The sequence below is a fragment of the Pseudomonas sp. RP-B7 genome (assembly GCF_059803535.1).
This window is the reverse complement of the sequence record NZ_JAPFHC010000001.1, coordinates 413,558-438,148: the sequence shown is the minus strand read 5'-3', so window position 1 is coordinate 438,148 and position 24,591 is coordinate 413,558. Positions and strand designations below refer to the sequence as shown.

Sequence of the window (24,591 nt, the reverse complement as noted above, 5' to 3'; positions counted from 1 at the left end):
CTGGCGTTCAGTTGGCGGTCGTCGATGTTGTCGATAAAGCGCAAGACTTTGTCCAGGTCATGGGCCGCGTCCGCCCGGGTCTGCGGGTTCGGGTTGGCGCCGCTCCAATCGCCCACCTGTCGTCTCAAGTCATCGATCATTGCCGTGAGGAAAAGTCTTGGCCTCTGTGGCTTTCTGGCAGATTCGGTTCCCATTCAAAACGACCGCACGATCCTTCCCAAGGTCTCCATGGCCTGCTCCGACGCCTCCGTCCACGGGCTGCCATAGTTCAAGCGAATGCAGTTCCTGAAGCGCTGGGTCGCCGAGAAAATCGGCCCCGGTGCGATGCTGATGCCTTGGGCCAGGGCCATTTGGAACAACTTCAACGAGTCGGTCTGTTCCGGCAATTCCAACCATAGGAAATACCCGCCGGCTGGCTGGCTGACCCGCGTCTGTGCCGGGAAATAACGGGCGATGGCGGCGAGCATGGCGCTTTGCTGTTCTTCCAGGGCATAGCGCAATTTGCGCAGGTGCCGGTCGTACCCGCCGTGTTGCAGGTAATCGGCAATCGCCGCCTGGGCCGGCATCGACGGGCACAGCGAGGTCATCAGCTTCAAGCGTTCGACCTTTTGCGCGAAACGCCCGGCTGCGACCCAGCCAACGCGATAACCCGGGGCCAGGCTCTTGGCGAACGAGCCGCAATGCATCACCAACCCTTCGGTATCGAAGGCCTTGGCCGGTTTCGGGGCGTGCTGGCCGTAATACAGTTCGGCGTAGACATCGTCTTCGATCAGCGGCACTTGGTGAGTGCGCAACAGTTCCACCAGTGCTTGTTTCTTGGCTTCGGGCACGGTGGCGCCCATGGGGTTCTGGAAGCTGGTCATGGTCCAGCAGGCCTTGATCGGGTAGCGCGCCAGGGTTTGCGCCAGGGCGTTGAGGTCGATGCCGTCCCGCGGGTGCACCGGGATTTCCACGGCCTTGAGCTTTAGACGCTCCAGCACTTGCAGGCACGCGTAGAAGGCCGGGGCTTCGATGGCCACCAAGTCGCCGGGTTCGGTCACGGCTTGCAGGCACAGGTTCAGGGCTTCCAGCGCGCCGTTGGTGATCAGCAACTCTTCCATGGGCAGCATCAGGCCGCCGACCATGTAGCGCAGGGCAATCTGGCGGCGCAGTTGCGGGTTGCCCGGCGACATGTCGGTGACCACCAGGCGCGGGTCCATCTCACGGCTGGCACTGGCCAGGGAGCGCGCCAGGCGCGGTAGCGGGAACAGCATCGGGCTGGGGAACGCCGAGCCGAAGGGCACGGTGTTCGGGTCCTTGATCGAGTCGAGGACCGAGAACACCAGCTCGCTCACGTCGACCTCGGTGGATTCGTGCACTTGCTCGCTCACCACCGGCTCGGAAAACGGGCTGGGTGCGTGGGTGTTGACGAAGTAGCCGGAGCGCGGGCGTGCGCGGATCAGGCCGCGACGCTCCAGCAGGTAATAGGCCTGGAACACCGTGGACGGGCTGACGCCGTAGGTCTGGCTGGCATAGCGCACCGAGGGCACGCGCTGGCCGGGGCCGAGGACGCCGGAGCGGATCAGTTCTGCGATGTCGTCGGCGAATTTTTCGTAGCGTTTCATTTTGGCCTTAAACAAATTCTTCAGAATGTAAACGGAACACACTGTGGGAGCGGGCTTGCTCGCGAAGGCGCTGGGTCAGTTCATCAATGAGGTGACTGATACACCGCCTTCGCGAGCAAGCCCGCTCCCGCATTTGGATCTGCATCTATTCGGACAGGTCTCAGCGGTTCAGCGGTGCTACGAAGCGGCTGTCGGCAGCACTGTAGACCCACGGCTCATCCACATCCGTGACCTTGAAACGCAAGGTCTGCGAGCTGCTTGCCGGTTTATCTGCCAGTAACGCCACCGACACCGGCACATCAACGATTTCCCCTGGCGCCAGGCTGATCTCGGTCCTGCCCTGCAACTGGAAGCCGTCGGCGTCCACCAGCTCCAGGCGGTAATCCTGACGCTGCTGGGTCTTGTTGATGACCTTGAGGCTGTAGATGTTTTCGATCAAGCCCTGGGCGTTCTCGCGGAACATGCCACGGTCCTTGGTCACATCCAGCGACACCATCGGCCGTTCGACCAACGCCACCACCAACGCCGCGATCATCACCAGCAGCACTGCACTGTAGCCGATCAGGCGCGGGCGCAGCAGGTGGGTCTTGCCACCTTGCAACTGATGCTCGCTGGTATAGCTGACCAGTCCTGGGGCATAGCCCATTTTTTCCATGATCGAATCGCAGGCATCGATGCACGCCGCGCAGCCGATGCATTCCATTTGCAAGCCGTCGCGGATGTCGATGCCGGTGGGGCAGACCTGTACGCACAGCTGGCAGTCGATGCAATCCCCGAGGCCGACGTCGGCGGGGTTCACCTCGCGTTTGCGTGGGCCACGCTGCTCGCCGCGGGCGGCGTCGTAGGAAATGGTCAGGGTGTCCTTGTCGAACATCACGCTCTGGAACCGCGCATAGGGGCACATGTGCATGCACACCGCTTCGCGCAGCCAGCCGGCGTTGATGTAGGTGGCGCCGGTAAAAAACAGGACCCAGAACAGGCTCACACCGCCCATCTGCCAGGTCAGCAACTCGGCCGCCAGTGGCCGGATCGGCGTGAAGTAACCGACAAACGTCAGCCCGGTCAGCACGCTGATGCCCAGCCACAAGGTGTGTTTGGCCGAGCGCCGCGCCAGTTTGTTCAGGCTCCACGGCGCGGCTTGCAGCTTGATGCGCTGGTTGCGTTCGCCCTCGGTGACCTTTTCACACCACATGAACAGCCAGGTGAACGAGCTTTGCGGGCAGGTGTAGCCGCACCACACACGGCCGGCGAACACCGTGATCGCAAACAGGCCAAAGGCACAGATGATCAGCAACGCCGACAACAGGATGAAATCCTGCGGCCAGAACGTGGCGCCAAAGATATGGAATTTACTTTCAGCCAAGTCCCATAGCACGGCCTGGCGCCCACCCCAGTTCAGCCACACGGTGCCGAAAAAGGCCAGGAACAGAAAGCCTGCACCGCTCAAGCGCAAGGTGCGGAACAGGCCGGTGAAACTACGGGTGTGGATCAGGTTGTCGCTGGATTTGGCCTTCACCTTCTTTGGGTGAAGTGGCTCAAAGGTTTCCACGGTTCGGACGGGGATTCTTTCGCTCATGGTCGTTCGCTCATCAGCCTCCATCAGGCCGATGAACTATGCGCGTGGGACTGTTTGCATAACAGACTCAGGTATGGCGATAAAAAGCGGATCAGATGCGCTCTGCAGGCAACCCTGCGTCAATCTGCTGCACCCCGTCCCGCCTGGGGTGCAGCTGGTTTTTTTGCTGTGCTGATACAGATCAATCAAATCGCCGAACCAGGCTCGGTGACCTTCTTGTGCTGACGCCCATCGGTTGCGCCGGCAACAGTCAGGGCGTCGGCTTCCTGTTCGGTGATGTACACCCGGCCTGTGGCCAATTCCACGTAGGACATGGCCTTGGGGATGTCGGTACTGACCGTCACCGCGCTGGCAGGCAGGCTTTGTTCCTGGCCATCAGTGTTGAGCTTGAAATAGCACGTCTGGTTTTCAATGCGCACGGGCATGGTGATCTCCTTCTCAAAGGCTGGTGAAGGTTAGGGTCCGGTGCATCGCCAAGCGTTCCCGGCAACTGACTGGCGGTCGCTGCTGTCCATCCTTTACCCATCCCGACAAAGGAAGCTGTTCATGGACGCCTGGTGGCATCAAGTGTGGCAAACCTTACAAACCGAGTTCGCCGATATCGGTGATGCGAAACAGTTGACCCAGATCACCGTGCGCTTGCTGATTGCCGCCGTGCTCGGCGGCATTCTTGGCTTCGAGCGCGAGAGCAAGGGCAAGGCCGCCGGCGTGCGCACCCATATGTTGGTGGCGTTGGGCGCGGCGCTGTTTGTGATGGTGCCGCAGATGTCCGGCAACCAGGCGGACGCAATGAGCCGGGTGGTGCAGGGCGTGATAGCCGGCATCGGCTTTCTTGGCGCCGGTACGATCATCAAGGGCAAGGATGATGAAGAGGGTCACGTGAAGGGGCTGACCACCGCGGCGGGCCTGTGGATGACCGCTGCGATCGGGGTCTCGGCCGGATTGGGCCGGGAATCGACAGCGGTGTTGAGTACGTTGCTGGCGCTGGCGGTGTTCAGCGTGATGCCGAAAATCGTCAAACGTTTCGACAAGGACTGACGATCACTGGCGGCATGCTCGTCGGCGGCTCTTCGACCGGTGGCGGCTGGTGCTGCGGTGGTTCCTGCTCAGGAATCGGCTCTGGTTCACTGGGCGGCAGGGTCGGGTTATCGATATTCGGGTCTGGGGTTTCTGCCGGGATCGGGATATTCATCGGTGTGGCCTCCTTTGTGCTTTGCTCTATCGGTGGACAGCCGCCAGGGGGATTTGATTCCCCGCCCAATGGCGGCACATCCATCTGAACTTTTCCCGCGGGCCCGGGCTCGGACCTAAGTCGGTCTGGCTCAGGGAAGCGCCGCCGTATCGGAATCCGGATCAAGCAAAGAGCGTCCACAGGGCGTAAGGGGAAGATGCTCGATGGCTGCTGAAACAGAGGCTTTGTTACCACTGTCCCAGGCGCTGCTGTTGCCCAGGATCGCAATCGAAAGCACCACACCCGTCATCGACGGCGGCGAATTTGCCGTCAAGGCCGTGGTTGGCCAGCGCGTCAATGTCAGCAGCAAGGTGTTCGCCGACGGCCACGACAAACTCGCCGTACTGATTCGCTGGCGCGCGCTGCATGAAGAAAGCTGGCACAGCGTGGTGATGACGGATGTGGGTAACAACGGCTGGGCGGGCGCGTTTACCGTGGTTGACCAGGGCCCCCACGAATACTGCATCGAAGCCTGGATCGATACCTTCGCCAGCTTCTGCTACGAACTGCGCAAGAAACATGAGGCCGGCGTGCCGGTCAGCCTGGAGTTGCAGGAAGGCCGCAGCCTGGTGCTGCAAGCTGCCGAGCGCAGCGACAACGAGCTGCGCGACCGCCTGATGCTGCTGCACCACGAGCTCTCCGGCCTGCTGGAAACCGAGCAGGTTGCGCTGTTCCTGCACGAAGACAGTGCACACCTGATGACCCAGGCCGACCACCGCGCCTACTTGAGCATCAGCACCGTGTACCCGATCGATGTGGAACGCAGCGCCGCGCAGTTTGCCAGTTGGTACGAGCTGTTCCCGCGCTCGATCACCGACGACCCGGCGCGTCACGGCACATTCAATGATGTGCACTCGCGCTTGTCGACGATCCACGATATGGGCTTCGACGTGCTGTACTTCCCGCCGATCCACCCCATCGGCCGCAGCCATCGCAAGGGCCGCAACAACGCCCTGACGGCTGGCCCCGATGATCCCGGCAGCCCCTACGCCATCGGCAGCGAGGAAGGTGGCCACGAGGCGATTCACCCGCAGCTGGGCAGCCGCGAAGATTTCCGCCGGCTGGTCAAGGCCGCCGCCGAGCATGGCCTGGAAATCGCCCTGGACTTCGCTATCCAGTGTTCCCAGGACCACCCGTGGCTCAAGCAGCATCCGGGTTGGTTCAACTGGCGCCCGGACGGCACGATCAAATACGCGGAAAACCCGCCGAAGAAATACCAGGACATCGTCAACGTCGACTTTTATGCGGCGGATGCGATCCCCAGTCTGTGGACCGAGCTGCGCGACATCGTGGTCGGGTGGGTGGAAGAGGGCGTGAAGACCTTTCGCGTCGACAACCCCCACACCAAGCCGCTGCCGTTCTGGCAATGGCTGATCAGCGATGTGCGCGCCAAGCACCCCGAGGTGATCTTTCTCGCCGAAGCCTTCACCACCCCGGCGATGATGGCGCGCCTGGGCAAGGTCGGTTACTCCCAGAGCTACACCTATTTCACCTGGCGCAACACCAAGGCCGAACTGAGCGAGTATTTCACCGAGCTGAACCAGTCGCCGTGGCGCGAGTGTTTCCGGCCGAATTTCTTTGTGAATACGCCGGACATCAACCCGGCGTTCCTGCACGAATCCGGGCGCCCGGGCTTTTTGATCCGCGCCGCACTGGCCACCATGGGCTCGGGCCTGTGGGGCATGTATTCGGGCTATGAACTGTGCGAAGCCGCGCCGGTGCCGGGCAAAGAGGAATACCTGGATTCGGAGAAGTACCAGATCCGCGTACGAGACTTCAGCGCGCCCGGCAACATCATCGCCGAGATCGCCCAGCTCAACCGCATCCGCCGGCAAAACCCGGCGTTGCACACGCACCTGGGGCTGAAGCTCTACAACGCGTGGAACGACAACATCCTGTATTTCGGCAAGCGCAGTGAGGATGGCAGCAACTTTATCCTCGTGGCGGTGAACCTTGACCCCTACAACGCCCAGGAGGCGAATTTTGAGTTGCCTCTGTGGGAATTGGGCTTGCCGGACGATGCCCAGACTGGGGGGGAAGACCTGATGAATGGTCACCGCTGGACATGGTACGGCAAGACCCAGTGGATGCGGCTGGAGCCGCAGATGCCGTTCGGTATCTGGCGTATCACCCTCCCTTGAACCTGTTGGAGATCCAAAAATGTGGGCGCAGGCACGCCGGCTCCCACATTGAGCGAGTGTCCCCAGGTGGTTTTGAACGTATTCTCAGGAGTTTCCAATGGCGAAGAAGCCCGCCCCGAACACCTTTACCCAAGACCCGCTCTGGTATAAGGATGCGGTGATCTATCAAGTTCACGTCAAATCGTTTTTCGACGCCAACAACGATGGTATCGGCGATTTTGCCGGCCTGATCGCCAAACTCGATTACATCGCCGACCTCGGCGTCAACACCCTCTGGCTGTTGCCGTTCTACCCTTCGCCTCGCCGTGATGACGGCTACGACATCGCCGAATACCGTGGTGTGCACAGGGACTACGGCACCCTGGCCGACGCCAAGCGCTTTATCGCCGAGGCCCACAAGCGCGGGCTGCGGGTGATTACCGAGTTGGTGATCAACCACACCTCCGACCAGCACCCATGGTTCCAGCGGGCGCGCAAGGCCAAGCCGGGTTCGGCCGCGCGGGATTTCTATGTGTGGTCCGATGACGACCAGAAATACGCCGGCACCCGCATCATCTTCCTCGACACCGAGACCTCCAACTGGACTTGGGACCCGGTCGCCGGCCAGTACTTCTGGCACCGCTTCTACTCCCATCAGCCCGACCTCAACTTCGACAACCCGCAAGTCATGCAGGCCGTGCTCGCAGTGATGCGCTTCTGGCTCGACTTGGGCATCGACGGCCTGCGCCTGGACGCCATCCCCTACTTGATCGAGCGCGACGGCACGAATAACGAAAACCTGCCGCAAACCCACGAGGTGCTCAAACAGATCCGCGCCGAGATCGACGCCCATTATCCGGACCGCATGCTGCTGGCCGAAGCCAACCAATGGCCGGAGGACACACAACTCTACTTCGGTGACCAAAAAGGCGACGACGGCGACGAATGCCACATGGCCTTCCACTTTCCGCTGATGCCGCGCATGTATATGGCGCTGGCCCAGGAAGATCGCTTCCCCATCACCGATATTTTGCGCCAGACCCCGGAGATTCCCGCCAATTGCCAGTGGGCGATCTTCCTGCGCAACCACGATGAGCTGACCCTGGAGATGGTCACCGACAAGGAACGCGACTACCTGTGGAACTACTACGCCGCCGATCGCCGTGCGCGCATCAACCTGGGCATTCGTCGGCGCCTCGCGCCACTGATGGAGCGCGACCGCCGCCGCATCGAGCTGCTCAACAGCCTGCTGCTGTCGATGCCTGGCACGCCGACCCTGTATTACGGCGATGAAATCGGCATGGGTGACAACATCTACCTCGGTGACCGCGACGGCGTGCGTACGCCGATGCAGTGGTCCATCGACCGCAATGGCGGCTTCTCTCGCGCCGACCCGGCCAGCCTGGTGCTGCCGCCGATCATGGATGCGCAATACGGTTATCAGTCGGTCAATGTCGAAACCCAGGCCCAAGATCCCCATTCACTGTTGAATTGGACCCGGCGCATGCTCGCGGTGCGCAAACAGTCCAAGGCGTTTGGCCGGGGCAGCTTGAAGATGCTCTCGCCGAGCAACCGCCGCATCCTCGCCTATACCCGCGAGTTCACCGGCGAGGATGGTCGCAGCGAAATCATCCTGTGCGTGGCCAACGTGTCGCGCAGCGCCCAGGCCGCCGAGTTGGACCTGTCGGCCTACGCCGGCATGGTCCCGGTAGAGATGCTTGGCGGTAATGCCTTCCCGCCCATTGGCCAGCTGAATTTCCTGCTGACCCTGGCGCCCTATGGTTTCTACTGGTTCGTGCTGGCCGCGGAAAACCAGATGCCCAGTTGGCACGTGGAACCGGCGCAAAGCATGCCGGACTTCACCACCCTGGTGCTTAAACAGCGCCTGGAAGAACTGCTTGAACCCGCGTGCCGCGCCACCCTGGAGCAGACTTCGCTACCCGCCTGGCTGCCCAAACGCCGCTGGTTCGCGGGCAAGGATGCGAGCATCGACAGCGTGCATATCGCCTACGGTGTGCGCTTTGGCGACCCGCAGCACCCGGTGTTGCTCAGCGAAATTGACGTGAGCAGCGGCGGGCAGGTCAGCCGTTATCAGTTGCCGTTCGGTTTTCTGGGTGAGGACCAGTTCACCAGCGCCTTGCCCCAGCAATTGGCCCTGGCCCGTGTGCGACGGGCGCGTCAGGTGGGGTTGGTGACCGACGCGTTCAGCCTTGAGCCGTTTATCCGTGCCGTTATCCATGGGCTGCAAGCCGGTACGCTATTGAACTCAAGCGAGGGCGAACTGCGCTTTGAAGCCACACCACACCTGGCCAAGCTGCCATTGGGCGACGACGCGCCAGTGCGCTACCTGTCGGCCGAGCAATCCAACAGCTCGGTGGTGGTGGGTGAAAGCCTGGTGCTCAAGCTGATTCGCAAAGTTGCCTCTGGGGTACACCCTGAACTGGAAATGAGCGCCTACCTGACCGCTGCCGGTTACCCGAATATCTCGCCGCTGCTGGGCTCGGTGATTCGCCGTGACGGGGCAGGGCAGGACAACCTGTTGATGATCGCCCAGGGTTACCTGAGCAATCAGGGCGATGCGTGGGCCTGGACCCAAAACAACCTGGAAAGGGCGATTCGCGATGAGCTGGCCCAAGCCATCTCCGAGCAGGAACAGCATTACAACGCCCTTGACGAGCTCAAGGAGTTTGCCGGGTTGCTCGGCCGCCGCCTGGGCGAGATGCATGGGGTGTTGGGGGCCAAAACCACCGACAAGGACTTCCGCCCCGAACTCACCACGGCCAGGCAGGCCCAGGTCTGGGCCAAGGATGTGGCTGCGCAGATCGAGCGCGCCTTGCACCTGCTTGACCTGCATCAAAATCAATTGAACCCCGCGGATCAGGCGTTGGTCAGTGATTTGCTGGCGCAGAAAAAAGCCATCACCAGCCACGTCCAGGCATTGGCGAAAGCCACCCTGGGCGGCCTGCGCATACGCGTCCACGGCGATTTGCACCTGGGCCAGGTGCTGGTGGTGAAGGGCGATGCGTACCTGATCGACTTTGAAGGCGAACCGGCGCGACCATTGCATGAACGACGTGGCAAGCACAGCCCCTATAAGGATGTGAGCGGCGTGCTGCGCTCGTTTGATTACGCGGCTGCGATGGCGCGCAATGACCAAGGCCTGGATCAATCGCCTGCCGCGCAGTTGGCGCGCCGACGCGTGACCGAGCGTTACCTGACTGATGCACGTCAGGCATTTATCCAGGCTTATCAGTCAGCTACGTCTACACTGGCGCATGACTGGCAGGATGCCAAAGGCCAGGACGCCGCGCTGACGTTGTTCAGCCTGGAGAAGGCCGCGTATGAAGTGGCTTACGAAGCGGAAAATCGCCCAAGCTGGCTGCCGGTGCCCCTGCAGGGGTTGCACGGTCTGCTCAGCGGGCTTGTATCGAAAACCGCACGCGGTGGGGAGAGGTCATGAGCTTTACGAATAAAGAACCGCTGCAGCCTAAGTTGACAGCACTGCCGGCGTCCCACGACGTCGACGCGCTGGTACGCGCCGAACATCCGGACCCGTTCTCGATTCTGGGCCCGCACGATGATGAACACGGTGGCCAGTTTATCCGCGCCTTTCTGCCAGAAGCCTTGAGCGTTCAAGTGCTGGAGCGCGACAGCGGCGAACTGATCGGCAGCCTGGACGCGACCCAGGTGCCCGGCCTGTTTGTCGGGCACTTCAAGCATCGCCAGGCGTACCTGCTGAAAATCCAGTGGGCCGGTGGCGAGCAGATTACCGAGGACCCCTACAGCTTCGCCCAATTGTTGCTGGGTGAAATGGACCTGTACCTGTTTGCCGAAGGCAACCACCGCGACCTCGGCAGTTGCCTCGGCGCCCAGGTGACCACGGTGGATGGCGTGCAGGGTGTGCGCTTTGCCGTGTGGGCACCGAATGCGCGGCGCGTGTCAGTGGTGGGAGATTTCAATATTTGGGATGGTCGGCGCCATCCGATGCGTTTGCGGCACCCGTCTGGCGTGTGGGAGATCTTTATCCCACGCCTACAACCGGGCGCTGCCTATAAATACGAGATTCTTGGTGCCCATGGGATCTTGCCGCTCAAGGCCGACCCCATGGCGCTGGCGACCCAGTTGCCGCCCGACACCGCCTCCAAAGTCGCCCCGCCGTTGCAGGTCGACTGGCAGGACCATGGGTGGATGCAGGCGCGGGCCCACAAACACAAAACCACCGCGCCGCTCTCGATCTACGAGCTGCACGTGGGCTCCTGGCAGTGCGAACTGGACGAAGCCGGCGAAGTCGCGCGCCAATATGGCTGGCGGGAACTGGCCGAGCGCCTGGTGCCCTATGTGCAGCAACTGGGCTTCACCCACGTCGAACTGATGCCGATCATGGAACACCCGTTCGGCGGCTCGTGGGGTTACCAGGCGTTGTCACAATTTGCACCGAGCGCACGTTTTGGTTCACCCGAAGATTTCGCCTACTTCGTCAACGCGCTGCATCAGGCAGATATTGGCGTGATTCTGGATTGGGTCCCGGCGCATTTTCCTACGGATAGCCACGGTCTGGCACAGTTCGACGGCACTGCGCTGTACGAATACGCCAACCCGCTGGAAGGCTTTCACCAGGATTGGGACACGCTGATCTACAACCTTGGTCGCACCGAAGTGCATGGCTTTATGCTGGCCTCGGCGCTGCACTGGCTGAAACACTTCCATGTGGACGGCCTGCGCGTCGATGCGGTGGCGTCGATGCTGTACCGCGATTATTCGCGCAAGGCCGGGGAATGGGTGCCCAACCGCCACGGTGGTCGGGAGAACCTCGAAGCCATCGACTTCCTGCGCCACCTGAACGACGTTGTCGCCCTGGAAGCCCCCGGCGCGCTGGTGATCGCCGAGGAGTCCACCGCGTGGCCCGGCGTCAGCCAACCGACCCAACAGGGCGGCCTGGGCTTCAACTACAAGTGGAACATGGGCTGGATGCACGATTCGCTGCATTACATCCAGCAAGACCCGGTGTACCGCGCCCATCATCACAACGAGCTGAGTTTCGGCCTGGTGTATGCCTGGTCCGAGCGCTTCATCCTGCCGATTTCCCACGATGAGGTGGTGCACGGCAAACATTCGCTGATCGACAAGATGCCCGGCGACCGCTGGCAGAAGTTTGCCAACTTGCGCGCCTACCTGGCATTCATGTGGATGCACCCCGGTAAGAAATTGCTGTTCATGGGCTGTGAATTCGGCCAGTGGCGCGAGTGGAACCACGACCAGCAACTGGACTGGTATCTGCTGCAATACGCCGAACACAAGGGCGTGCAGAAACTGGTGGGCGACTTGAACCGCCTGTACCGCGAGGAGCCGGCGCTGCACGAACAGGATGACGCGCCTCAGGGCTTCCAGTGGCTGATCGGCGACGATGCAATCAACAGCGTCTATGCCTGGCTGCGCTGGAGCAAGGACGGCCGGCCGGTGCTGGTGGTGGCCAACTTCACCCCGGTACCCCGTGAAGCGTACGCGGTGGGTGTGCCATTTGCCGGGCGCTGGAGCGAGGTGATCAACACGGATGCCGACACCTATGCCGGTTCGAACTATGGCAATGGTGGTGAAGTGTTTACTCAGGATGAGCCGCGCCATGGGCAACCGGTGTCGTTGACGCTGAACCTGCCACCGCTTGGCGTGCTGATCCTGCGTCCTGAATAACGGCCGTCTCCAAGAAGGGCTGGCGTTTCTAAAAACCTGCGGGCGTGCGGTGGCGACACGTCCGTAGGAGCTGGACGCAAGTTGTCATGTATTGCGTCGGAACAATTTCCTACGGGGTGTCCACACATGGACGTCAGCGATTGAGCGTAGGTCTTCCAACACATCTCGTTTCTTCGCTCGGTCTGTGTATAACACTCCCGGAAATGAAACTTCTGCCATGACGCCATTCTCAACCAACAACGTGCACGCTCCTGTGACAGCGCTCAGGGCGCCAATCTCCACTCTCGCAACCGCCCCCGTCGTCAAGTCAGCTCCTGCGCTCGTGAAGGCCCCCGTACGCGCACCCGACTCGCCAGCTACGCAGGTACAGGGAAAGCTGCTTGACCTGGATGAAATGTTGAGCGCTTTACGCGAGCTTCAGGCTCAGCCAGCCCCCCCAAATGCCCAGAAGAAAAGCTTGTTCCTCAACAAGAATTCACCGCTTATTCCGCAAAACGGCTCGACTCAGCCGGGCACCAACCGGCTTGACAATATGCTCAAGTACTACGGCATTGTTCCGGCCAACCCCAGCACGCAAACGCAAGTACAAGCGGCGATTGATGCGCTGGAAAATACCCGCAGCGAAATTGTCCTGGGCATAGGGAATGAGTCAAGCAAAGCTGATGCGTTGTTGCAGGACAGCAACGACGATTCAATATCCGCACTAGTGGGTGAGCTGCAACACAAGCACAAAAAGCCTTTGTTGAGTTATTTGACCGAGGGCATCTCGGAGTCCGCACTCGAAAAAGCCCAGCGCTCGCCGGCTACCCTATTGGAGCTGATCGCAAAATCACCTAAGGCTGAAGCGCTGGTTCAAGCGCTACTGAAAAAGCTTGGCGGCAGTGACTTTCCTTTGACGCAGCTGACTTCCCCGCAAGTGAAAGTTCAGTTGTTGATCAAGGCCATCACCTTGAGCCTTGACCCTGTGCAGTCGCGTAAACCCGGGCATGTTGCAGGGTTTCACCTGGCGTCCAGCGAGCATGGCAACAAGGGCTACGCAGAAATCGATACGCAGTTCAGGCAACACCTGGTCGACGCAAATAAAATATCTTCCACCGACGCGAACCTGGCCGCCTATCTTTTCCGCCCGCAGTTCCCGGCAGACTTTGCCGTGCGCGATATCCCGACGGAGATGCGCTATCAAGGAACCGCTGTGTGGGTCAATTTCAAGCATGGTGTGGCGCTGGCGGAGGCGATTGAACCCGGTTCGTCGCGAAGCATGAGCTTTCAGGAGTTGGTGGACCTGCCCGGCAAGCTCAGCGAACAGGCGACGACAAGCCAGCAGTGGTCGCTTATCGCGGCGACCCGTATTCCGGCGATGCTGGAATGGGCGGCTTTGCAGGGCGTGATTGAACAAAAAGATGAGTATTCGCAGGCAGAGATCGCCAAGGCAGTGTCAGCTTTTGATGGGCATGTCAGCGGTATCGTAGAGGCGACGGCGCAACTTGCAGTCGATGTGCCAATGCGTAAGAACTACTTTGAGAAAATGGAAAAGGGCACCTCTCGGACCGAACTCTTGTCGTTGATAAGCCCGTTTTTTGCGTTGTACCGGCACCTCAATGGCGAGAAGATCAAGCCCTCCGATGCCCTCTATCAGTACCCTGTTTATGACGAAGATCGTTTCAAGTCTGCGTTTGATGGGTATTTGGCTAATGCCAAGTCGGGTTATGACAAAGTACTGCGCAACCTGTTATCGCAGTTGCCGACCCAGGACCGGGTCGCGATTGAACAGGGTGCAACCACGGTCTATGCACTGCGGGTCAAGCCCGATACAAACAAGGAGACAGAAGAGCAGAAAAAGGCCGCCAAGACCCGCCCGGGGTTCATTCTCAAGGCAGAACACGAGGGGCAAACAAGCTACTATGAAATCAACCCGGTCAAGGGCATAGCCCGGCGACGCGACGACTTGAAGCCGGTCCTGGAGGCCTACGATCCGGCTGAAAAAAGTTATGACAAAGACTTTATTTCCATCGAACACACCAATGATGGCGTACCGTCCGAAGAGCTGGTTGTGCGCAATAGCCACACCGGCAAGGAGGCGTTCAAGAAGCAGTGGGGCGAATACAAGGCTGGCAAAGGCCCGCGGCCCAAGAGCTTTTCGATAGTTGTCCCGCAACAGCTCGATCATTTTCCCGCCACTGACCGCGTCGGTAAGGCTGCAGTGCCAAACACCCTGGAATCAGAACGCTCGGCAGCCATTGCCAAGTCCATTTCCGATAAATTGTTTTATGTCGATGAAGACCAACTGCGGGAGTGGGCCACCGCGGACCCTAACAGGGAGAGCTCAGCGAAGAAAAATGACGAGAGTTTCTGGGAGCGTATAAAAGGCGTGGCCCAGTTCTTTATTCCTTTCTGGAGCGGGATCGAGGACCTCGTCAAGGGCCGTACCAAAGATGGCATTATCAGTCTTATCGTCGACGGTCTGTTTACGTTCGCAGGGCCGGCCGGCAAGCTGGCCGCCGGCTCGGTGCGAGTGATGGCCAATGCTGGCAAGCTCAGCATGCGCGCGCTGCTGCCAAAATTCTTGCCCTTGATAAAGCAATTTGGTGTTTCTGTGGTACAGAACCTGAACCCGCTTGAACCGGTAATGGCGGGCTTCAACATCAAGGGAGGGAAAGGCCTGAAGTTCCTGAAAGGGGACATCGACAATATCCAGGCAGGCATTGCGCAGTTCCGGCGGTCATCGCCCTTCAAACAACTGCCTGGAAAAGGGAGTTATGACGTTACCCCGAAAATACCCTTGACCTCCAGAAACCTACCAGAAGGTGGAAGCGTACGAGTGCCCGAGGGCATCTCCAGTGATGAGGTACGGATGCTGAATAGGAAGAATCACACCGATGTGGTCGTGGGTGATGATGTCTTTCGGTATGACCCTGGCAAACCGGACAGCCTGACTAAACTGGGTGGCCCCGATCATGGCGGCCCGTTGGAGGGGTTCGCAACGACGTGTGGCGGCGGGGGGCGCAGGTCCAAGCGTGACCTCAATGACCTCTGTTACACCAAGGAGATCGAACCGGGTGGAACCCCCATCTTCCAGGACGCCCAAGCCCTTGACCACCGTCGGCTGATTCCTGGCCCTGCGCAGGCTAACGGGCCGCGCACAGTGGTGCACGAGCATCGTTTATACCGAGTCAATGAAGCGGGTAAGCAAGAGTTGTTGCCGGTTGTGACTACGCAGCCTGTGACCTACAAGCCACAAACGTCGGGCACGGTGATCAACGAGCCAGATTTCGGTTTTGATGATTTCGGTGTATCGCGCTCGCTCAACAACGACACGGTGGTGGTGAAAGTGGATGCGATCAGCGACTTGAGCAATGATCAACGAGTCGTCAGAGGCCAAAAAATCGACCACAACGGGCAGCAATATGTGGTGGTCGAGGGCGATATCGGCGTTCATTACTACGCCGAGCTCAACCCAACAGGCAAGCTCGACTTTTACCGCTTGAATAGCAGTGACCCCGTCAGCCGGCATTTTATTGAAACCCATGATCAATACAGGGACTTTCATGGTTATGCTGCGCAGAAAAGTCCAAACAATCAGTTGATTGTCCTGCCTACCATGGAAACCCTGGTCAAGAAAATTGTGGCTGAGAATACCCTGTCCAACGCGGATATCGAACACCTTGCCAAGGTATTGAAAGGTCTTACTCCCGAGAAGCAGCGCGAAGTACTGATGAGCGTTTACGCGTCTGGACCCAACCCAGGAAAGGTGGTGGTGGCGGCAAAACCGGTTCGACTCGAACCCATCAAGAAGCCGGCAGATTTTTCCCAACGGCAGCCAGCGGATCAAAACCAGCTCTATGCTGAAGGGGGGAGTAAGGCCGTTGACGATCAGTTCCAGGCCACGGGTATCAGGTCCGCCAATCAACAAGTGCCGGGACAACCCGGTGAGAAGATTCGTGCAGACTCTGCCGCCGAGACGGTAGGTTGGCTTTACACGCGCACAAATGCGCCAAATTATTCCGAAATCGTGTTGAAGACCGGGGCCGGGAACTGCGACCAGATGGCCAAGGTTGCCGTTGATACCATCAACGCCAGTGGTGGCAGTGCGCGTATCGCGCAAGTCAAAGGGCACACTTTCGGCATTGTCGGCGGCCCGCCAGGCTATTCCAGGAGCAAGGGCTTTACCGGGCCGGAATGGGCCGATGCCTGGGTTGTTGATCCGTGGGCAGGCATTACCTGCAAGGCCTCGGACTATCCCGCCCGATTCAAGGCGCGCATGCAGGAGTGGAGCCAGGAAGGCCGGCGAATCCTGATCAGCGATGGCCAGCTACCGCCTAGCTCGGTGTGGAGTGACCCCATGGAGCCGCGTTGGATAAATGCAACCGTTAACGGCGAGGCCCAGGTTTTTTGACGGCGGGCCGACAATCACAACCAATGATTTGGCGCCGATGAATGTCTCATGCGTCTAGGGCCAAACAACGGCTCTGTCTGGCTGGATTCAGTTGTTCAGATTGGTGGCAGGGTGCCACAATGACGCCTTTGTCGTGGCAGTCGAAGCAGGCGGATTTCATGAATGGCCTTGAGCGTGAGCAGGACCAGGATTGCTTTATCGAAGAGCAGGTGCGAACCGATCGTTTGCACCAGCTGTTTCGCCAGTCATTTGCCGCGATTTTCGGCAGTTTCTTCGCCGCGATCATGCTGTGCTGGCTGTGCTGGGATCGGTTCGATCATCAGGTCATCCTGATCTGGCTGGTCGCGCTGAGTGCGTCCTCGCTGCTGCGTATCCACTTGTTCATGGGCTGGTTTCGCTGTCCCCGTGCCGAACGCACGCCGGATCGCTGGGAACGGCGCTACTGGCTGACACTGATGCTGTCCGCCGGAATCTGGGGGTTGGGCGCGTTTGCAGTGATGCCCACCGATGACCGCGTGTCCCAGGTGCTGGTGATGCTGTTTACCGTGGGCATGTCGGTCAGTGCGGTGTCGTGTTACTCGGCATATCGCTACATGACCTTGATGTCCATGTCCCTAGTGTTGTTGCCGTGTACCTTGTGGCTGCTGTTCCAGCCGTCACCGATGCAAGTCGGGGTGGCGGCGGCGGTGTTGGTGTTTTCGACCTTTGTGGTCAGCGCCACGCGCAAACTCTCGGACGCCCTGGAAAAAGCCTTTCGCCTGACCCGGCAGATGGAGCGTGCCCACAATATTTCCGCCCGCGCCGCACAGACCGATGAGCTCACGGGCCTGATGAACCGCCGCGCCTTCTTTGAGCACGCCCAGTTGCTGTACGCGCAATGCCGGCGCAACCGGCAACCCTTGTGTGCGCTGATGATGGACATGGACCACTTCAAGGACATCAACGACACCTACGGCCATCAGGCCGGTGACGAGGTGTTGCGCCAGATCGGCGGGGTGATCAGCGCGTCATTTCGCCAGTCGGATGTGTACGGTCGGTTGGGCGGCGAAGAGTTTGGCGTATTGCTGCCCAACACTTCATTGGACACCGCGCGTGACATCGCCGAACAGCTGGTCAAGTCCATCTCCGGGCTGGCCGCCGAGCCGGTGCATGGCTTGACCGCCAGCCTGGGCGTGGCCTCGAGCCGCAACCTTGACCAGGACTTGCACAGCCTGATGAACACGGCCGACAAGGCGCTGTACCGCGCCAAGGCCGAGGGTCGCAACCGAGTCGCAGTGGCGGAGTAGGGCGTCAGTCGCGCTGCATGGCCTTGGCCAGGACCCGTGCCACCTGGTCGGCGGAATAGGGCTTGGCGAGGAACTCAAAGCCTTCGTAGCCGCTGTCGGCCAGCTCTTCACTGTAGCCGGAGGTGAGCACCACCGGCAGGTCCGGCCGCCGTTGGCGCAGAACTTTGGCCATTACCACGCCAGTCATGCCGGGCATCACCACATCCGAGAACACCCCGTCGAACGCCATCGCATTCGGGCCTGCCAAGGTGAGTGCCTGTTCGGCATGGGTGGCCCAGGTGGTCTGGTAGCCCAGGTCTTGCAGGATCTGGTTGGCGAAACGGCCGACTTCCAGGTTGTCCTCCACGATCAGGATATGGCGCTGCCTCGTGTCGGTGACCGGGGCCTGTTCGTGGGGTGACGGGGCAGGCGAGTCCGCCTCTGCGGCCACGGCGGGCAAGTACAGGGTAAAGCGCGTGCCCTGGCCCTGGGTGCTGGTCACATCGACGTTGCCGCCCGATTGTTTGGCGAAGCCGAACACTTGCGACAGGCCCAACCCGGTGCCTTTGCCGACGGCCTTGGTGGTGAAGAACGGCTCGAAGATACGTTCGAAGACGTCCGAGCCAATGCCGGCGCCGGTGTCGCTCAGTGAAACCGTCACGAACGGCTGATGCAACCCGGCATCGCCACGAATGCGCGGTAGCGCGCTGACAGTCGACACGCGCAGGGTCAGGGTGCCTTGGCCGTCCATGGCGTCGCGGGCGTTGAGGGCCATGTTGATCAGCGCGGTTTCGAATTGGCTGGAGTCGACGCGCACATGGCACGGCTGTGCGGGCAGTTCCACCTGCACGTGGATGCGCGCACCCGTGAGACTTTCGAGCATCTCACCGATGTTTGCCACCCGCTGGCACGCGTCGAACACCTGCGGGTTCAGCGGTTGGCGCCTGGCGAAGGCGAGCAGTTGGCTGGTGAGCTTGCTGGCGCGCTCGACGGTGTCCGACACTGCCGCCATGTAGCGCTGGCGGCGCTCTTCGGACAGCCCCGGTTGGCGCAGGAAGTCCACCGAGGAGCGAATGATGGTCAGCAAGTTGTTGAAGTCGTGGGCCACGCCGCCGGTCAATTGGCCGATGGCTTCGAGTTTTTGCGATTGGTGCAGTGCGGCTTCGGCCTGGGTCAGGGCGAGGGTGCGCTCGGCGACCCGTTGCTCGAGCGTGGCATTGAGTTCTGAAAATGCCGCCAGCCCCTCGCGTACGGCCGCATCGGCGCGTACGCGCTCGATATGCGCCCACGAGCGCTCGGTGACTTCGCCCACCAGCGCCAGATCGTAGGGCGACCAGGTGCGCGGGGATTTGTGGTGCGCGGCCATCAGTGCTGTCAGCCGGCCTTCCTTGATCAGTGGGAAACATACCGTCGCGGTAGCCCCCAGGGCTTGGTAGCTGGCCGACTCCTCTGGCGGGAATTCGACCCGGTTGTCGCGGATCACCAACGGTTCACCGGCCCGCAGGCGGCGTACCGCCAGTTCGCCGAACGACGCCAGGCTGTAGCGCCCGACGATGCTCGGCGAGCCTGGAGCCGCCCAATTGCCGCGAATGGTGAAGCCATCCTCGTCAGCGTCCATGTCGGCATACGCGCAATTGGTGACTTGCAGGTGCTGCGCCAGCAAGCGCGTGGTGCTGGTCATGATGGCTTCGGCATCGGTGGCATTGGCCACGGCGTTGCCGATGGCATCGAGCATGGCCAGGCGACGGGTGAGAAACACGGTCGCGGTGGTTTCGGTGACGGTGTCAAGCATGCCGACCACGGCGCCGCGAGGGTCACGGATCGGGCTGTAGCAAAAGGTGAAATACGCCTGCTCGGGCCCGGCGCCGCGTTCGATCACCAGCGGGTAGTTTTCAATGTAGGTCGCATGCCCTTCAAAGGCCGCCTGGGCGATGGGGCTGATATCACGCCAGACTTCGCTCCATACTTCACTGAATGGGCGACCCAGGGCGTAGGGCTTGTCACCCAGGATCGGGATAAACGCATCGTTATAGAGCATGGTCAGCGACGGCCCCCACACGATGGCTTGGGGGAAGCTTGAGGCAAAGCACAGTGCGACGGTGGTCTTGAGTACGTCCGGCCATAGCTCAAGCGGGCCCAGCGGCGTACTGGCCCAGTCATACACGCGCACCTGCTCGGCCATGTCGCTGCTGCTTTGCAGCCAATTCATCATTGGGAGAACACCTTGTTTGCCGCAACCTTTTAGTGGCCTGGAGGGTCAGGCCAACAAGCTACAGACCGGAATCGCCGTTGGCAGTTCAGCGCTATTATCCACGTGATGGCAATTTGATGCTCGGTCCAAATGATTGCCCCTATTGGCTGCCGAATAACCCCGTCCAATAGATGCCTGCATCACTCTTCGGGTCCATGGCGTACGCCGCGCCCAGTTCGCGAAATTGCGGGTTCATCAGGTTGGCGCAATGCCCGGGGCTGGCGAGCCAGCCGTCTACCACTTTGCGCGGGGTGTCGAGACCGGCGGCGATGTTTTCACCGATGTTCTTTGCAATGTACCCCGCCAACTCGGCACGATCGCCCGGCGTTCGGCCGTCATGGTCGAGGTGGTCGAAGAAGTTGCCGTTGGCCATGTTGCGCGTGTGGCTGTTGGCAGCGCCGGCCAGGTCGTCGTTCCAGCTCAGCGGCGTGGTGGCGGTAAACGCTTGGGTGCCGCATTGGCGGGCCTGGGATCGGGCGGTGTTGATCAGGTTGAGCAGTTGCTTGCCTTCGGTCTGCCAGTCGCCAAGGCCGCTGGACAGCAGCGGGCGGGCGAGCACGATGCGCCAGTCCTGGCCGCTGTTGCTTACGCCGATGTCGACAAATTGCGGGTCCAGCACCACGCGGCAGAAGCTTTCGCGCACGGCCTTCATCGCCGACGTTGCATCCTTGGGACCGGACAGGCTGATGGCCTGCACGTTGACCATCGGATACGCCGCCCGCGCCAGGGCCTGTTGCAGGTCGCCGACGTTGCTGGCCGGCAACACCAGCCGCGTATCGCTGGTCAGCGGTGGCAGTTCCTGGGAACCCTGGTCACCGCAGCGCTGGAGCTGGCTGCGGTAGACGTTGATCTGTTGTATCAACTGACTTTCTTCATTCGCCATCGCGCTGGCGCAGAACACCGAACTGGCGGCCAGCGTCGTGAGACCCATCATCAATGACAGAACGCGCATGGACATTACCCTTGAGCTTGTAAAGTGCCCATGATGCGCGATGTGGGTGCGTCCATGCACCCGTTGGTCTGAACTTTTTCCTTCAGTTCTTGAATGTGGAGTGCTTGCGCCCCTGGTCACACAGGGCGAATACCACCACCAGCAGCGCGGAAATCGCCAGGATGATCACCACGCCATCGGTGGAGTGGGTGGCTGATGCCGCCACCATCGACAACGCGCCCAGTGGTGCCAGCCCGCCGGCGATGGCGGTACCGATTTCGCGCCCGGTGCCAAAGCCCGAGGAGCGGGTCTGGGTCGGGAACTGGCGGCTCAGGAACGAACCCTGCGGGGCAAACATCATGGGTGCAAGAATGCCGGTGCCAACGCCGATGGCGATGTAGATCATCAGGCTTTCGCCGGTGTTGAGCAGGGCCAGGAACGGGTAGGCGAACAGCAGCGAGCACAGCCCGCCGAGCATCAACACGGTCTTGCTGCTCCACTTGTCGCACAGCCAGCCAAAGCAGGGTACGGCGACAATCGCGATCAGGCTGGCGATGGTCACCGACAGCGAGGTGACGTGCACATCCACCCCTTTGAACTGGGTCAGGTAGGCCAGGGAGAAGGTCTTGAAGATGTAGCTCAGGGCGTTGTAGCCAATCGCCACGAAAAACACCACGGCCAGGCCCTTGAGGTCATTCTTGAACAGCGCCTTGAGTGGCGAGGCCTTGGCCTTGGTCGCTTCTTTGCTCAGTTGGTTGAACTGCGGGGTTTCCGGAATGCTGTTGCGCACCCACAGGCCGACGCCTACCAGCACGATGCTGCACACGAACGGGATGCGCCAGCCACCGGCCAGCAGGAACTCGTTGCCGTTGATGGTCAGCAGGTACACGGTCAGCGACGACAGCAACAGGCCCAGGTTGAGGCCCAGTGCCGGCCAGGCGCCCTGGCTGCCGCGTTTGCCTTGGGAGGCGTGCTCGTAGGACGTCACCGCCGCGCCCGACAGCTCGGCACCGGCGCCCAGGCCCTGGATGATGCGGATAAACACCAGCAGGATCGGCGCCCAGATGCCGATGGAGGCGTAGCTGGGGATCAGCCCGATCAGGGTGGTGCACACCCCCATCAGGCAGAAGGTCAGCACCAGCACTTGCTTGCGGCCGAACTTGTCACCGAGGTAGCCGAACAGAATCCCGCCGAAGGGGCGCGCGATAAAACCGATGGCAAAGGTGGAAAAGGCCATCAGTGTGGCGGTCTTGGGGTCGCTGTTATCAAAGAAGATCTTCGAGAACACGATGGCCGCCATGGTGGCGTACAGGTAAAAGTCGTACCACTCCAGCATCGAACCGAAGATGGTCGCGGCGGCCACCTTGCGCAGGCGCTTGCGGGTTTGCTCGGGGGTTTCGGTGCCGGGAATCGGGGCAGTTACCGTCATGCTGTACTTCCTTCTGGGTCTTTGTAGTTATTGTCAAATGGACGCGTGGTACGGGGTGTTACTCGGGCTTGAACAGGCGGTCGGCGATCATCGCGCCGATGGGCATGGCGGACGTCGCGGCGGGTGAGGGCGCGTTGCACACGTGGAGCATTCGTGGGGTCTGGGCGAACAGGAAGTCGTGTACCAGGCTGCCGTCGCGCATCACCGCCTGGGCGCGGATACCCGCCTCGTAGGGCAGCAGGTCGTCGAGGGTCAGCGATGGGCAGTACTTGCGGCACTGCTCCAGGTAGCCGGACTTGAACAGCGAGTTCTTCATCTCGGTAGTGCCGGAGCCGAGGTTTTGCCAGATGGTTTTCCAGAAGCCGGGGAAGCTGGCGTACTGCGCCACGTCGCGCCAGTTCACCGAGAACTTGCGGTAGTTCTCGCGGCCCAGGCCAAGCACGGCATTTGGGCCGACGGTGACGCTGCCGTCGATCATGCGCGTGAGGTGTACGCCGAGAAACGGCAGCTCCGGGTCGGGAATCGGGTAGATCAGGTGGTTGACGATGTTGTTTTTCGTCGCTGGCAGGCGGAAGTACTCACCGCGAAACGGGATGATCTGGTGGTCGATCGGTATGCCGGCCAGCGTCGCCAGGCGGTCCGACTGCAAGCCCGCGCACACCACCAGGCGGCGGGCCTGCCAGCTTTCGCCACGGGTGTTGACGGTGACTTTGTCGGTGTCTTCATGGATCGCGGTGACGGTACGCTCCAGGCAGATCTCGCCGCCGTTGCTGCGGATCACCCGGGCCATGGTGTCGCAGACCTGGCGATAGTCGACGATGCCGGTGGCGTCGAGGAACAGCCCGCCGAGGCCGACGATGTTCGGTTCACGCTGGCGCAACTGGTCGGCGTCGAGGCGCTCGACCTTCATGCCATTGAGCTGGGAGCGTGCGTACAAGGCTTCCATGCGCTGCATTTCCAGGGGGCTGGAGGCCACCAGTAATTTGCCGCATACCTCGAACTTGATCCCGTGTTCAGTGCAGAACTGTTTGGTCTGCTCGGCGCCGCGCTTGCACAGGTCCGCCTTGAGGCTGCCCGGCGCGTAGTAGATGCCGGCGTGGATCACGCCGCTGTTGTGGCCGGTCTGGTGTTTGGCCAGCACGGGCTCTTTTTCCAGGATCACCAGCGAGGCACCGGGCTGGCGCTTGAGCAGTTCCATCGCCGTGGCCAGGCCGACGATGCCGCCGCCGATAATGCAATAGTCGTGAATCATGGGGTGGGCTACCTAAAGTTGCACATTTCGGTCTGCTTATCAGGTTGTCAGACTAATGTTTTTGTTAAAAAAATGGCGTGTCCAGGACACGCTACTTAAAGGATCAGTTTGTCTCGGGCAGCTCCAGGCTCAGACGCCGTGCCGCTGCGCGCAGGTGGGCTTCAGCGCTGGCGGCGGCGCGTTGGGCGTCGCCATCGGCAATCGCCTGAAAGAGCTGCTGGTGCTCCTGGGTGGCGTCGGCAGAGCCGGTGGCGAAGCGTGATGCGGAGTTTTCCCAGGCGGTTTTGCGCGCGCTGGCCAATTGGCTCCTGAGAAAGTCGTGGAAGGCGACGAAGTATTCGTTTTTGCTGGCGTCGGCGATGGCGCGGTGGAATTCCACGTCGGCGATGGCGGCGGCTTCGAAGTTATCGCGGTTGTCCTGCATGGCTTGCAAGGCACTTTTCATGCGGTGCAGGTCGGCCTCGTCACGGCGCTTTGCGGCAATCGAGGCGGCTTGGGTTTCGATCCACAGGCGCACTTCGAACATCTGCGCCAGGTCCGGGCTGCGGCCATTGGGCTGCGGGAACCGGAACACCGTGCCGGCAGGCGTCTGCGAGATAAACGAGCCCAGGCCCCGGCGGGCGGTGATGATGCCGTCGGCCTTGAGCTGGGCGATGGCTTCGCGCACCACCGAGCGGCTGACGTTGAGTTGTTCGGCCAGTTGCTGTTCGGTAGGCATGCGCGATTCCGGCGGCAATTGGCCGGAATCGATTTCTGCGCGAATCGCGCTGACAACCCGCACGACAAGCGAGTCGGGGCGCTGGAGCTCAAGCATGGGACAACCTTGGTAATCAGGTTGTCAGACAATAGTC

General features: G+C 60.9%; 15 protein-coding genes. 6 read left to right on the top strand and 9 right to left on the bottom strand.

The window, feature by feature from the left end; translation table 11 throughout:
• Positions 1 to 194: 194 nt before the first annotated feature.
• The 3 genes from mapR to OPU96_RS01935 all read right to left on the bottom strand — a co-directional run bounded on the left by mapR (position 195) and on the right by OPU96_RS01935 (position 3,605).
• Positions 195 to 1,604 (bottom strand): GntR family transcriptional regulator MpaR, encoded by a 1,410-nt coding sequence (gene mapR, locus OPU96_RS01945; RefSeq protein ID WP_226457112.1) that lies wholly within the window; start codon positions 1,602 to 1,604, stop codon positions 195 to 197.
• 160 nt (positions 1,605 to 1,764) lie between these two features.
• Positions 1,765 to 3,180, bottom strand: coding sequence for a cytochrome c oxidase accessory protein CcoG (gene ccoG, locus OPU96_RS01940; protein WP_498558559.1), 1,416 nt, complete (start codon positions 3,178 to 3,180; stop codon positions 1,765 to 1,767).
• Between the two features lie 185 nt (positions 3,181 to 3,365).
• Positions 3,366 to 3,605 carry a DUF3203 family protein gene (locus OPU96_RS01935; protein ID WP_192299606.1) on the bottom strand — a complete coding sequence of 80 codons (240 nt, stop codon included), beginning with the start codon at positions 3,603 to 3,605 and terminating at the stop codon, positions 3,366 to 3,368.
• A 121-nt stretch (positions 3,606 to 3,726) separates the two neighbouring features.
• Between OPU96_RS01935 and OPU96_RS01930 the strand changes: the two genes are divergently transcribed.
• The gene (locus OPU96_RS01930) at positions 3,727 to 4,218 is read left to right on the top strand and encodes an MgtC/SapB family protein (protein ID WP_192299605.1); all 492 of its coding nucleotides are present in this window, start codon (positions 3,727 to 3,729) and stop codon (positions 4,216 to 4,218) included.
• Here OPU96_RS01930 and OPU96_RS01925 read toward each other — a convergent pair.
• Positions 4,196 to 4,372 (bottom strand): hypothetical protein, encoded by a 177-nt coding sequence (locus OPU96_RS01925; protein ID WP_498558558.1) that lies wholly within the window; start codon positions 4,370 to 4,372, stop codon positions 4,196 to 4,198. The genes OPU96_RS01930 and OPU96_RS01925 overlap by 23 nt on opposite strands.
• A 203-nt stretch (positions 4,373 to 4,575) precedes the next feature.
• Here OPU96_RS01925 and OPU96_RS01920 point away from each other — a divergent pair, with 203 nt between their 5' ends.
• The 5 genes from OPU96_RS01920 to OPU96_RS01900 all read left to right on the top strand — a co-directional run bounded on the left by OPU96_RS01920 (position 4,576) and on the right by OPU96_RS01900 (position 17,898).
• Entirely contained in the window at positions 4,576 to 6,552 is a 1,977-nt protein-coding gene (locus OPU96_RS01920; RefSeq protein WP_498558557.1) for an alpha-1,4-glucan--maltose-1-phosphate maltosyltransferase, read from the top strand.
• Between the two features lie 97 nt (positions 6,553 to 6,649).
• Complete coding sequence (treS, locus tag OPU96_RS01915) at positions 6,650 to 9,991, top strand: maltose alpha-D-glucosyltransferase (protein ID WP_498558556.1); 3,342 nt, start codon at positions 6,650 to 6,652, stop codon at positions 9,989 to 9,991.
• Positions 9,988 to 12,219, top strand: coding sequence for a 1,4-alpha-glucan branching protein GlgB (gene glgB / locus OPU96_RS01910; protein WP_498558555.1), 2,232 nt, complete (start codon positions 9,988 to 9,990; stop codon positions 12,217 to 12,219). The genes treS and glgB overlap by 4 nt, the downstream gene beginning before the upstream one ends.
• A gap of 397 nt (positions 12,220 to 12,616) precedes the next feature.
• The gene (locus tag OPU96_RS01905) at positions 12,617 to 16,612 is read left to right on the top strand and encodes a hypothetical protein (RefSeq protein ID WP_498558554.1); all 3,996 of its coding nucleotides are present in this window, start codon (positions 12,617 to 12,619) and stop codon (positions 16,610 to 16,612) included.
• 119 nt (positions 16,613 to 16,731) lie between these two features.
• A complete protein-coding gene (locus OPU96_RS01900) occupies positions 16,732 to 17,898 on the top strand; it encodes a GGDEF domain-containing protein (protein WP_498558553.1) in 1,167 nt (388 codons plus the stop codon).
• A 4-nt stretch (positions 17,899 to 17,902) separates the two neighbouring features.
• Here OPU96_RS01900 and OPU96_RS01895 read toward each other — a convergent pair whose 3' ends face one another.
• The 5 genes from OPU96_RS01895 to OPU96_RS01875 form a co-directional block, all read right to left on the bottom strand.
• Positions 17,903 to 20,089, bottom strand: a complete 2,187-nt coding sequence (locus tag OPU96_RS01895; RefSeq protein WP_226457105.1) for an ATP-binding protein — start codon at positions 20,087 to 20,089, stop codon at positions 17,903 to 17,905.
• A 139-nt stretch (positions 20,090 to 20,228) separates the two neighbouring features.
• Positions 20,229 to 21,080 carry a CAP domain-containing protein gene (locus OPU96_RS01890; RefSeq protein WP_226457104.1) on the bottom strand — a complete coding sequence of 284 codons (852 nt, stop codon included), beginning with the start codon at positions 21,078 to 21,080 and terminating at the stop codon, positions 20,229 to 20,231.
• An 82-nt stretch (positions 21,081 to 21,162) separates the two neighbouring features.
• A complete protein-coding gene (locus OPU96_RS01885) occupies positions 21,163 to 22,488 on the bottom strand; it encodes an MFS transporter (RefSeq protein ID WP_192299597.1) in 1,326 nt (441 codons plus the stop codon).
• 58 nt (positions 22,489 to 22,546) lie between these two features.
• Complete coding sequence (gene lhgD / locus OPU96_RS01880; protein WP_226457103.1) at positions 22,547 to 23,740, bottom strand: L-2-hydroxyglutarate dehydrogenase; 1,194 nt, start codon at positions 23,738 to 23,740, stop codon at positions 22,547 to 22,549.
• Between the two features lie 103 nt (positions 23,741 to 23,843).
• Entirely contained in the window at positions 23,844 to 24,554 is a 711-nt protein-coding gene (locus tag OPU96_RS01875) for a FadR/GntR family transcriptional regulator (RefSeq protein WP_192299595.1), read from the bottom strand.
• Positions 24,555 to 24,591: the final 37 nt, after the last annotated feature.